At 58.8% G+C, this 10,964-nt stretch carries 12 protein-coding genes; 2 read left to right on the top strand and 10 right to left on the bottom strand.

Annotated features, from left to right (window positions below):
* The coding region (locus tag VSS37_RS07990) for an NAD(P)H-dependent oxidoreductase (RefSeq protein WP_324694308.1) at positions 1–251 on the top strand (251 nt) is incomplete at its 5' end.
* 159 nt (positions 252–410) lie between these two features.
* Here VSS37_RS07990 and VSS37_RS07985 read toward each other — a convergent pair.
* The 8 genes from VSS37_RS07985 to VSS37_RS07950 form a co-directional block, all read right to left on the bottom strand.
* Complete coding sequence (locus VSS37_RS07985) at positions 411–1,706, bottom strand: aminotransferase class V-fold PLP-dependent enzyme (RefSeq protein ID WP_324694307.1); 1,296 nt, start codon at positions 1,704–1,706, stop codon at positions 411–413.
* Positions 1,703–3,016: a hypothetical protein gene (locus tag VSS37_RS07980; RefSeq protein ID WP_324694306.1), complete on the bottom strand. Its 1,314-nt coding sequence runs from the start codon at positions 3,014–3,016 to the stop codon at positions 1,703–1,705. Before VSS37_RS07980 ends, VSS37_RS07985 begins: the two co-directional genes overlap by 4 nt.
* 117 nt (positions 3,017–3,133) lie before the next feature.
* Complete coding sequence (locus tag VSS37_RS07975; RefSeq protein ID WP_324694305.1) at positions 3,134–3,928, bottom strand: SDR family NAD(P)-dependent oxidoreductase; 795 nt, start codon at positions 3,926–3,928, stop codon at positions 3,134–3,136.
* Between the two features lie 2 nt (positions 3,929–3,930).
* Positions 3,931–4,908 (bottom strand): ketopantoate reductase family protein, encoded by a 978-nt coding sequence (locus VSS37_RS07970; protein WP_324694304.1) that lies wholly within the window; start codon positions 4,906–4,908, stop codon positions 3,931–3,933.
* Positions 4,909–4,930: 22 nt separating this feature from the next.
* A complete protein-coding gene (locus VSS37_RS07965) occupies positions 4,931–5,368 on the bottom strand; it encodes a GlcG/HbpS family heme-binding protein (protein WP_324694303.1) in 438 nt (145 codons plus the stop codon).
* Positions 5,369–5,374: 6 nt separating this feature from the next.
* Positions 5,375–6,319, bottom strand: a complete 945-nt coding sequence (locus VSS37_RS07960; protein WP_324694302.1) for a catechol 2,3-dioxygenase — start codon at positions 6,317–6,319, stop codon at positions 5,375–5,377.
* A gap of 50 nt (positions 6,320–6,369) precedes the next feature.
* Positions 6,370–6,711 carry a 2Fe-2S iron-sulfur cluster-binding protein gene (locus VSS37_RS07955; RefSeq protein ID WP_324694301.1) on the bottom strand — a complete coding sequence of 114 codons (342 nt, stop codon included), beginning with the start codon at positions 6,709–6,711 and terminating at the stop codon, positions 6,370–6,372.
* A gap of 26 nt (positions 6,712–6,737) precedes the next feature.
* Entirely contained in the window at positions 6,738–7,619 is an 882-nt protein-coding gene (locus VSS37_RS07950) for a SphA family protein (protein WP_324694300.1), read from the bottom strand.
* Between the two features lie 463 nt (positions 7,620–8,082).
* On the opposite strand from VSS37_RS07950, the gene VSS37_RS07945 reads away from it, so the two are divergent.
* A complete protein-coding gene (locus VSS37_RS07945; protein WP_324694299.1) occupies positions 8,083–8,841 on the top strand; it encodes a DODA-type extradiol aromatic ring-opening family dioxygenase in 759 nt (252 codons plus the stop codon).
* Between the two features lie 7 nt (positions 8,842–8,848).
* On the opposite strand, the gene rsmA is transcribed toward VSS37_RS07945, so the two are convergent.
* A complete protein-coding gene (rsmA, locus tag VSS37_RS07940) occupies positions 8,849–9,652 on the bottom strand; it encodes a 16S rRNA (adenine(1518)-N(6)/adenine(1519)-N(6))-dimethyltransferase RsmA (protein ID WP_324694298.1) in 804 nt (267 codons plus the stop codon).
* Positions 9,653–9,710: 58 nt separating this feature from the next.
* On the bottom strand, positions 9,711–10,964 hold a 1,254-nt coding region (locus VSS37_RS07935), incomplete at its 5' end, for an OmpA family protein (protein WP_324694297.1).

Below are 10,964 nucleotides of genomic sequence, written 5' to 3'. Positions count from 1 at the left end.
CCTTCCAATACACCGCTGAAGGCCCGAAAGGCTTGCTCACCGGCAAGAAGGTTTACGTGTTGGCAACCCGTGGCGGGAATTACCAGGGGACATCCGTTGATGTCCAGACCGGCTATGTGCGCTTGTTCCTGAGCTTCATCGGCATCACGGACGTGGAGTTTGTGTATGCGGAAGGCCTGGCGCTGGGGGATACGCACAAGGCGCAGGCACTGGAAAAAGCCAACGCCGCGATCCTCGAACTTGCTGCCTAAGCCTATTTTCCAAAATTCCCCCCATCCCCAACCCTTCCCCCGCAAGGGGGGAAGGGAGCAAGAGAAAGAAGGGAATACCTCTTGTTCCTTCCCCCCTTGCGGGGGAAGGTTAGGATGGGGGAAAAGATTCAGAGGATTCCAGCATGGATTTTCGCAACCTCATGCCCTGGCTTCTCCGCACAACTCATCCAGCGCCACACCCAGCGCCGTGATTTCTTCCACGGTATTGAAATGCGCCGCACTGATGCGCAATACCCCACGCGCCGGATCAATCCCCAGTGCTTGCAGGCAGCGCCATGCGTAGAAACTGCCTGCCTGGGTGGCGAAACCACGTTCACCCAGCGCCCGCCCCAGCGCCAATGGCTCGAAACCTTCCACGCGCAAACTCCAGGTTGGGGAGCGTTGCTCGGTATTGTGGATAGCCGGGCCAATCAGGCCCAGATGCGGGCGCTCTTTCACATACGCCATCCATGCCTGCGACAGTTCCGCTTCATGCTGCTGGATCAGTCCGAACACCGCTTTGACCCGCTGCCCGAACGCCGCTTCTTCCGCCTGAAAATGGTGGACGTACAACGCATCGAAATAATCGGCAATGCCCAGCGCGGCGACCGCTTCCTCATGGTTGACCAGCCCCGGATTCAGCTTGACCCGCAGTGCATTGGGCGCACCCGGCTGGGTAAACTTGCTGTATAACGCAGGCAGGAATTCCAGCGACTGATTCGCCAGGCTGCCATGCAGCTCGCGGCGCACGTACAGCAGCCCCAGATGCGGGCCGAAAATCTTGTACAGGCTGCACGCATACACATCCACCCCGAGCGCTTTCACATCCACCGCATGGTGTGGCGCATAGGACACGCCATCGACCAGCACCCGCGCACCAGCGGCATGGGCAAGCTGTACGACCGCCGCCACATCATTCACCGCACCGATAATATTGGAGCTGTGCGGGAAACAGACCCAGCGGGTGTTGCTATTGAGCATTTCTGCCAGCGTTGCCAGCGACAGCAAACCCGTTACCGGATCTAACGGCCATTCACGGATCACCACGCCGAATTCGGCCAGCCTGCGCCAGGGGCTGACATTGGATTCATGATCCTGCTGCGAAACGATGATTTCATCGCCTGCCTGCAAACCGGGGCGAATAGCCAGCGCCAGCATCGCCAGATTCAGGGTGGTGCTATGCCCCAGCACCACTTCATCCGCCTCCGCGCCGATGAATTCCGCCATGCGGATGGTGGCCTGCTCAATCAGTTCCGCGCCGTGCAAGGCAGCCGGGTAGGGGCCGTAAGGCTGGGCTTTGTAATACGTCATGTAGTCGACCCAACGGTCGATCACCGTTTGCGGCGCAAACGAACCACCTGCGTTTTCAAAGAAACCTGCCGGAGCAGGCGCGTTGTCTCCCGGTTGCAGGGACGGGAACTGCGCCCGTACAACTTGCACATCCAGACTTGTCATACCGAAACTCCTTTCCCGTTCCACAGGAAAAACAATAGGGAAGCGACCAGCCACATCAGCACGACATAGCGGATATTGCCCTTGAACAACTCCATGCCGGATGCCTCGAACTGGCTGCGCAGGATGGTGTTAAGGCCGGAAAACGGGCTGGCGACCACTCCAAGGCTCCAGAAGCACAGGAACAGCACTGCCAGCAGATTCGGGTCGACCTGTATTGAGGTGAGCAATGAACCCAGCACACCCACGCTGACCACCGGGTGCACCCCGGACAGCGACACCAGAATGGCTACAGCCAAGGCCAGACTGGCCTGCATACCGCCGAAATGGCTGAACGGCTGCCAGTCGAAGGTGCCGGATAGTGCTTGCACGCCTGCACTCAATAAACCAGCCCCCAGAAACAGCGACACTTCCCGCGCCATCCGCGAGCCGCTGGCGAGCACATGTGCGGCCAGCTTCTGCCCAACCGTTTGTGGGCGTTTTGCCCACAGGAAAACGACGGTCAGCACCACCGCTGTCGTGCTGACGATCATCAGGATTGGCACCGATGGCAACAGTTCATGCAGCACCATCACACTCACCGCCAGCAGCACGGGAATGATCACGCTGGCGAAATGCAACGGGTAGCCGCGAAAATCCGCCACTTTCTGCAAATGCAGCCCGCCCAGCTCCAGCACACTGAGCAGCAGCGACACACCCATCAAGCCCAATCCTGTCAGCACCACCGGATACAACTGTGCGCCGGGCGCATACGTCAGCGCCACTGCCATTGCCGCAAAGAACGGTGACCAAAACGCGGCCATTGAAAAGCCCCGGCTCAACACCACAACCGCCAGCTTGTCCAACGCTCCGCTGGCGCGCAGCCGTTCCGCCATCAGGATCAGGATCGAGATATTGATCACCGCCCCCAGGATATGCACCCCCAACAGGGTTTGCAGGAAAGCTTGTTTGCCGTGGGGCAGGGATTCTTTTGCTGCATCCTCTCCGGCCGCAATCAGGCGCAGGAAACCGACGCAATACAGCATCACCAGCAGCCCATTGTTTTGCAGCAGAATGTCGGGCGGGGAAACGCTGGCACCCCGCATCATGCCCCATACCAGCAACAATACGCCCGTGCCTGCCAGCAGGAAAAATTGGGTGAAAGGCCGCAATGATTGGCTGCCCAATAGCAGAAAAGCCAGTGCCGCCCAGCCGGACAAGCCGCTGGCCCACAGCGGCAATGCCGGAAACAACAGGTGCAGGACACTGCCCAGCGCCATCCCCAGCAGGCAGAAACTGGCGAGGATGCCCGGTGCAACGAAGCGTGACAACATGCGGGAAGCTTCCTGGTAAACGGGTAAGCCGTGCAGTCTCAACAATCCTGCGGTGTTTTTCAACGGAAGAGCCAGTGTTTGAGCCGCCTCATGCGCCGGGTTGGCATCCGGAATGCCTCACATCAATGCGCGGACAATACCGCCTTCCGCCCGCAAGGCCGCGCCATTGGTGGCAGCAGAGCGTGGGCTGCTCAGGTAGGTGACCATGGCCGCGATTTCCGCCGGTTCAATAAAGCGTTTGAGGAGTGAGGTCGGGCGCGCGTTGGCGAAAAAGGCTTTTTCAGCTTCGGCCAGCGTTTGCCCGGCCTGCGCTGCGAGTTTGCCGAAGAATTCGCCCACACCTTCGGTGCTGGTTGGGCCGGGCAGCACGGAGTTGACGGTCACATTGGTGCCCGCGCAGGTTTCCGCCAAACCGCGTGAAATGGAAAGTTGCGCCGATTTGGTCATGCCGTAATGCACCATTTCCGCTGGTGGGCATAAACCTGATTCGCTGGAAATAAAAATGATCCGCCCCCAATTGGCGGCTTTCATGCGTGGCAGGTAATGGCGGGATAGGCGCACCCCGCTCATCACATTCACCTCGAAAAAGCGTAGCCATTCGTCATCGCCGATCTGTTCGAACGGGCGCGGGTCAAAAATGCCGAGGTTATTGACCAGGATGTCAACGTCAGGGGTCGCTTGTAGCAGGAATTGCACGCCGTCAGCGGTGGACAAGTCCGCCGCCACACCTTGCACATCAGCATTTGGGAATTCAGCCAGAATCTTTTCACGGGCAGCTTCCACCCGCGCAGAGGTGCGGCCATTCACAATAACGCTGGCCCCTTCGGCAGCCAGTTCGCGCGCGCAGGCAAAACCAATGCCTGCGGTCGAGCCGGTAATCAGGGCGCGTTTACCTTGCAATTGCAAATCCATGGTTATTTTCCTTCCAGTTGGTGGGTGAGCAGGGCATGTACTGTCGAGGTATGTGGAACGGTAATCCCTAATTGCTGCGCACGGCGGATAACCGCACCGCTGATAGCGTCGACTTCCAGCTGGCGACCTTTTTCCAGATCAACCAGCATTGAGGTCTTGATAGGGTCGAAGGTGCGGATCAGTTCGTACATTTCATCCGCATCGGTGGGTGTCAGTGGCTCATCGTCGGCACGGGCAACCTGGGCGGCTTCCAGCATGAGTTGATGCACGATCGGGCCGAATTGCGGGTGGTTGCTCAACGTGCCGGTATCCAGCCCGGTCAGTGCTGACAGCGGGTTGACTCCGTTATTGATCAGCAGTTTGCGCCACAGTTCGCGGCGGATATTGCCAGCCTGCCGGGTGGGGATGCCTGCCTGATTGAACGCCCCCACCAGCGGCGGCAAGGCCGTGCCAAAACGCTGGTCAGCGGCGCTGCCAGCCTGTGGCCATGCTCCCAGGATGATTTGTGCGACACCCGTAGCCTCAACCACGCCAGGGCGAATAATGTGCCCGCCGATACGCACCGCCAGCCCGCCAATCACGCAATCTTCACCCAGCGCCGCCGCCAGTTGCGGCTCATTGTCGATGCCGTTTTGCAGGGAAATGAGCGGCGTTTTCTGCCCGTGGTGTGCAAACCAGTCATGCAGGGAATCAGCAATGGCTTGCGTGGCGGTTGCCTTGACGCAGATCAGCAGCGCATCCAGGTCATCAGGTGAGTGTTGATCCAGTAAGCTTTCCAGGCTGCAAGCGTCCACTGCGCCATGAAAGCTGAAATCGGGGTGAGACAGGCTCAGGCCTTCTTGCTGTAGCGCGCGCAGATGTTCGCCGCGCGCCACAAACCAGACCTTATGCCCCTGTTGCAGCAGGCGTGCACCGTAATAACAGCCGATTCCTCCGGCACCAATAATGGCGATGCGCCAAACCCTTTGCTGTTGCGTCAAGCCAGCCTCCGTTTTGCTGCGGTTATGCGCCGGTTGCTCCCGAGGCGTTCAGCCCGGCTTGCGCGCATTGCTGGTCTTGCGCTTCGCTCGCGCCGGAAACACCGATGGCACCAATACATGCGCCATTATGCATGATCGGTAAACCGCCACCAAAACCCACAAAACGTGGGCGGCGAGGAAGGCCATCCTGCACGCCGACAGAGTGTCCCTTGAGCGCATCCTGCCACAAATGGGTTGGCAGGCCGAAACTGGCAACGGTATACGCTTTGTCGATAGCGATGTTGATGGAATGCAGTGGCGCGCCCGGCATGCGCAGGAATGCCATTAAGATGCCGGATGGGTCGACCACTGCCACGTTGATTTTTACCCCGATGTTGGTGGCTTCCGCCACCGCCGCCTGAACGGCGGCAGCAGCGGCGTCACTGTTGATCAGGGTCTGGGTGACACTAACAACACTCATGACCGATCAGGTGTAAGCCGTGGTGAATGAACCGGATTCTTCACCGGAGTGGAAGAAGATGCCGCGCCACAACTGGTCTTCAGTCCAGGTGACAACCGGGCGGTCAGGTTGGGCCAGATAACCCAGGCCAGCAAAGGTTTCGTTGCGGTTGCCGGATGGGTCGAAGAAGTAAATGGTTTCACCACGGGTAATGCCGTGACGGGTTGGCGGCACGTCGATCTTGACCTTGTTTTTGGCCATCACGTCAGCGGATTTCAGCACATCGCTCCAGCCGTTGAGGAAGAAGGCGAAGTGGTGCAAGCCCATACGTGGCCCGGCGACGAAGGCGATGTCGTGTGGGGTGGAGGTGCGGAACAGCCAAGTGGCCGCCTGGATATTGCCTTCCGGCCCGACCAGCACCTGTTCGGCCAGTTTGAATTCCAACACGTCCATGACGAACTTGGTGGATTCTTCAACCTTGTTGACGCCTTTTTCAGGGTCCATTTCGCACATCAGCAGGCAGTGGTCTAGCCAGTGCACGCCGGAACCACGGATGTCATCCGGCCATGGGTCAGGGTTGATGGAGCCAACATCCGTGCCAACGCATTCCTTGGTGGCGAACAGGCGCATTTCGTGGCCGCTCGGCAGGTTGAATTTCAGCAGGCGGCCAGTGAAAGGCATGGTGCCTTCCGGCAGCATTTCGGTGCTGATGCCATAGGCTTCGATGCGCTGTTGCAGCTCATCCAAGTCGGATTCCTTTTCCACCTTATAGGCGACGTGGTTAAGGCCCGCCTGATCGGTTTCTTGCAGGATCAGGGAATATTTGTCCCATTCATCCCAGCATTTCAGGTATTTGTTGCCTGCTTCATCCGTGTGGACGGTTTTCATGCCCAGCACTTTTTCGTAGTGGTTGATGGCGGCTTCCATATCCATGATTTTGACACTGATATGGCCGATTCGCATTACTCCCATGAGTGGTTCTCCTCTCTCTCGAGTTACAGTAACGTGATGAATGTGTTGAGTCAGTTCGCTTTGGGCTTGCCGCATTGGGCGAGGAACGATTTCTTCATCTTGCCCAGAATCTCCAGCGCCACATCGCTGGTCGGGGTCGCCCGGCAGGCCAGCGTGACGCGTGTGGCCTCCTCTTCTGCGGAAACGTGCGCGCGGCTGATCGGGCCGGTGGGCTGCACTTCGCCCCGCAGCACCCGCACCTTGCATACGCCGCAGCCGCCATTGAGGCAGCCGACCGGAATGCCTTTGCGCCCCAGCTTGACCATGGCGGCCAGCAGGGCTTCCTTGTCTTTGCAGGCAAAGCTTTCGCCGGTTTCCGGGATGGCGACCTGGTGGGCTGATAATCCGAACATGACGGGTTCCCTCTGCTGCAAGGCCGTTAGAATGGCTTGACGAAATTGAGGCGGAAGGTGTTGCCGCTCGGCGCCGGGCCGCTGCCTGCCTTCACGTCGTATTCGTTGTAGTAGGCCGCCTTGACGATGCCGCCCAGGCTTTTCACGGTGTAGCTGCCTTCCAGCCCTACCGCATGTTTGCTGAACTTGTCGTCTGTTGCGCCAACGCCTTTGTCTTTGGTGGTCTGCCACTGGTCGTAACCGACCAGGCCGACTTCAGTCGCGGCGTTGAGTTTTTTGCCCAGGCCCCATTCCATCGTGAGCTGGTCGCCGGGTTCGAAACCGCCGTCTTTCTTGCCGTTGAGTTCGTAACGCAGCAAGGCGGAGGCGGAAACGCTCTTGTCGGGGTTGAGGTAGGCAGTGCCGCCGCCGGTCAGCATCGTGCCTTTGTAGCCGTTGCCGGGGGAGGCCAGTTCATCGCTGTTGGCGCTGTCCAGCCAGAAACCGGCGGCACCGACCGCATCCCAACGGTCGCCGTGCCAGCCGAGCACGACTGGGCCGAGATAGACATCGGCGATGCCTGATTTGCTTTTGTTGTAACCGGCTGCCTGGAAGTCAAAGTCTTTTTTCACCATCGGCACGATGGCTTCCATGCCGTAGTCCGCGCCCAGCACTTTTTTGTCCGTCATGTGCACGAGGCGGTGGGCCAGGGCGGTCACCGTGCCTTCATTGCTGCCGGGAATGTTGTTGTCAGAGCCGGGGGCTTTCAGCGAGTCAACGTTGTAGTTGACGAAATAACCGATGTAGTAGTTACCGGCGGGGGGCACGCTGGCGCCTTTGACGCCTTCAATGCCTGGGACATAGTGGCCTTCGGCATGGGCACCGAGCGGTAGGGCGGCGATGGCCGCTGCGATCCATAATTTCCTCATTAGCTCTCCTCCATCATGAATTGAAACGCGCAGGTAGGGCGACAGTCCTCCAGAAATCCTCCCTACCTGCATAGCAATCACTATGCCACGCACAAAATTATCGGTTTTTCAGTTGGTTATGCTCAAATGTCGCAGCATTGGCATGATTAATTGATGAAACCAGCAAGTTTGGCGTAAGCATTTCATCAAGCACCTTGCAGGTTCTGGGTGGGGGTGAGAAACCTTGCAATTTGTTCGACAAAACACATAATTATCGCTTAACTTAAGAATATCGATATTTTAGTGTATTGTCGATAGTTGGTTGCGGTGTAACTTCGCTGAAGAGGAAATGTGGGAAATTGGCAGCAGTATCCGATGAAGTTGTCATTTAACAAAATTCGAAAGGTGAGTGTATTTTTTCTGTATTTATCAACTCCACGTTTAACGCCACAATGTGGGGATCGGTTTCTGAAAGGGATGAAAAATGATGTTTAGCCCATTGGTGTTTGTTTCCCACGGTGCGCCCGATGTCGCCTTGCAGGACTGGCGGCGGCTGGGAGAAACCTTGCCGCGCCCGCGTGCGATCCTGTTGCTGTCCGCGCATTGGGAAACCGCGCAGCCGGTGATCAGCACGGCGGCACAACCGCAGACCATCCATGATTTCGGCGGGTTTCCACACGCCTTGTACCAGATGCAATACCCGGCTCCGGGCGCTCCCGAACTGGCGGATCAGATCGGGGAATGTCTGGTGGCGGGCGGTTTTACGCTGGCGCGGCATCCGCAACGCGGGCTGGATCATGGTGCCTGGATTCCGCTACGCAGCATGTACCCGCAAGCAGATGTGCCGGTCACGCAGCTTTCCATCCAGACGCAGGGGGGGGCGGAATGGCACTGGCGGCTGGGGCAGGCGCTGCGCCCGTTGCGGGAAGACAATGTCCTGATCATGACGTCAGGCTCCGTGACGCACAATTTCGGCTGGATGAGCCGGACTCGGGAGCCATTGCCAAAGGCGCAGGTGTTCAGCGGCTGGCTGGGGGAAAAGCTGGCGGCGCGTGATTTGCCCGCTTTGCTGGATTACCGGCGGCAGGCCCCGTATGGGGCGGAAGCGCACCCGACCGAGGAGCATTTGCTGCCGCTGTTTGTGGCCTTGGGCGCAAGCCGGGAAGATGAGCCGCTTGCCCGTTTTGCGCCTGAATACTGCTACGGCGGGTTGGCGATGGATATGTATGTCTGGGGTTCCTGACGCCCTGTCAGGGTGGCGGCGGGTGTTGGCTGGCCAGATTCGCCAGCTTGACGAAATCTTCCACGCCCAATGTTTCCGCCCGCTGGGTGGGGTTGATGCCGACGCTTTCTATCTGTTCCGCACTGAGCAAGCCTTTCAGGGTATTGCGCAGTGTCTTGCGCCGTTGTGAAAACGCCTGCGCCACCAGTTTGCCAAGCTGCGCTTCATCTTGCGCTGCATACGGTGGGGCTGGCCACGGCTTCAGGTAGACCACGGCGGAATCCACTTTGGGTGGCGGGCTGAAGGCACCGGGGCCGATGGTCAACAGGCAATGGGTCGCGCAAAAATATTGCACCATCACTGACAGCCGCCCGTAATCCTTGCTGTCGGGTTCCGCAGTGATGCGGTCGACCACTTCCTTTTGCAGCATGAACAGCATGTCGCGGATGTGTCCGCGGTGTTGCAGGAAATGGAAAATCAGCGGGGTGGAAATGTTGTAGGGCAGGTTGCCGACGATGCGTAGCGGTTCGCCTGCGCCGCGCAGTTCCGGAATGTCGAGCTTGAGCGCATCCTGGGCATGGATGTGCAGCTTGCCTTGCGCTTGCGGCTGTTCCCGCCACCAGGCGATGACATCGCGGTCGATTTCGACCACATCCAGTCGTGGCAACATTTCCAACAATGGGAAGGTGAGCGCACCAGGGCCGGGGCCGATTTCCACCACCCGGTCGGCCGGTTGGAGGCTGAGGGCGCGCAACATTTTGTCGACGATATTGCGGTCGTGCAGAAAATGTTGGCCGAAGCGTTTTTTGGCGTGATGTTCGTAACGTGGCATGGGGTGTCTGCTGGGTTAAAAGCGCCCTCCTATGGTGGGGAGGGCTAGGAAGTTGGTCTTATTGGTCGAGGATTTTCAATTCAACCCGGCGGTTTTGCGTTTTGCCTTCCGCCGTGCTGTTGTCGGCGACCGGTTGGCTGGGGCCGTAGCCTTTGGCGCTGAACAAACTGGCGGTTACGCCTTTGCTGACCAAGTATTTCATGACAGTTTCCGCACGTTTCTGGGAAAGCTGCTCATTGGCCTGCTGATTGCCGGTATTGTCGGTATGTCCGCCGACTTCAAATTTCAGGTCAGGGTGTTTTTGCAATAGGGTGGCGGTGGCGTCCAGCACTGGAAGGGAATCAGTTGTCAGGACAGAGGAACCGCTTTCGAAGCTGACGCCTTTGAGCGTGATGGTTTCAGCTTTTGTGCAACCGGCTGTGTTGACTTCGCTATCCGTCGCGGTGTTTGGGCAGAGATCGGCCTCATCGGCGATGCCGTCATGGTCGGCGTCGGGAAGCGCATCGCAACCTTTGTCATCGACCTTGGCGCCATCCTTGGTGCCGGGGCATTTGTCTGCGTCATCGGGCACGCCATCTTTGTCGGCGTCAGGCGGTGGCAGGTCGCAGCCTAATGCGTCCACTTTGACACCGGGTTTGGTGTCTGGGCATTGGTCGCCGCTGTCCTGGATGCCGTCGCCATCACCGTCAAGCTCGCAGCCTTTGCCATCGACCTTGATACCTGCTTGGGTGTTGGGGCATTTGTCCGTGTCATCGGGCACCCCATCTTTGTCGGCGTCAGGTGGAGGCAGGTCGCAGCCTAATGCGTCCACTTTGACACCGGGTTTGGTGTCTGGGCATTGGTCGCCGCTGTCCTGGATGCCGTCGCCATCACCGTCAAGCTCGCAGCCTTTGCCATCGACCTTGATACCTGCTTGGGTGTTGGGGCATTTGTCTGCGTCATCGGGCACGCCATCTTTGTCGGCGTCAGGCGGTGGCAGGTCGCAGCCTAATGCGTCCACTTTGACACCGGGTTTGGTGCCTGGGCATTGGTCGCCGCTGTCCTTGATGCCGTCGCCATCACCGTCAAGCTCGCAGCCTTTGCCATCGACCTTGACGCCCGCTGGGGTGTTGGGGCATTTGTCTGCGTCATCGGGCACGCCATCTTTGTCGGCGTCAGGCGGTGGCAGGTCGCAGCCTAATGCGTCCACTTTGACGCCGGGTTTGGTGCCTGGGCATTGGTCGCCGCTGTCCTTGATGCCGTCGCCATCACTGTCAGGTTCGCAGCCTTTGCCATCGACCTTGACGCCCGCTGGGGTGTTGGGGCATTTGTC

Origin of the sequence: Candidatus Thiothrix phosphatis (assembly GCF_035668035.1) — a bacterium.
GTDB classification, from domain to species: Bacteria; Pseudomonadota; Gammaproteobacteria; order Thiotrichales; family Thiotrichaceae; genus Thiothrix; species Thiothrix phosphatis.
This window is presented reverse-complemented; position numbering and strand designations above follow the sequence as displayed.

Excerpts from the sequence above, each read along its gene's own strand:
- VSS37_RS07950 (WP_324694300.1), bottom strand. The coding sequence starts at position 7,619 with ATGAGGAAATTATGGATCGCAGCGGCCATCGCCGCCCTACCGCTCGGT.
- VSS37_RS07955 (WP_324694301.1), bottom strand. The coding sequence starts at position 6,711 with ATGTTCGGATTATCAGCCCACCAGGTCGCCATCCCGGAAACCGGCGAA.
- rsmA (WP_324694298.1), bottom strand. The coding sequence starts at position 9,652 with ATGCCACGTTACGAACATCACGCCAAAAAACGCTTCGGCCAACATTTT.
- VSS37_RS07985 (WP_324694307.1), bottom strand. The coding sequence starts at position 1,706 with ATGACAAGTCTGGATGTGCAAGTTGTACGGGCGCAGTTCCCGTCCCTG.
- VSS37_RS07975 (WP_324694305.1), bottom strand. The coding sequence starts at position 3,928 with ATGGATTTGCAATTGCAAGGTAAACGCGCCCTGATTACCGGCTCGACC.
- VSS37_RS07980 (WP_324694306.1), bottom strand. The coding sequence starts at position 3,016 with ATGTTGTCACGCTTCGTTGCACCGGGCATCCTCGCCAGTTTCTGCCTG.
- VSS37_RS07960 (WP_324694302.1), bottom strand. The coding sequence starts at position 6,319 with ATGGGAGTAATGCGAATCGGCCATATCAGTGTCAAAATCATGGATATG.
- VSS37_RS07945 (WP_324694299.1), top strand. The coding sequence starts at position 8,083 with ATGATGTTTAGCCCATTGGTGTTTGTTTCCCACGGTGCGCCCGATGTC.
- VSS37_RS07965 (WP_324694303.1), bottom strand. The coding sequence starts at position 5,368 with ATGAGTGTTGTTAGTGTCACCCAGACCCTGATCAACAGTGACGCCGCT.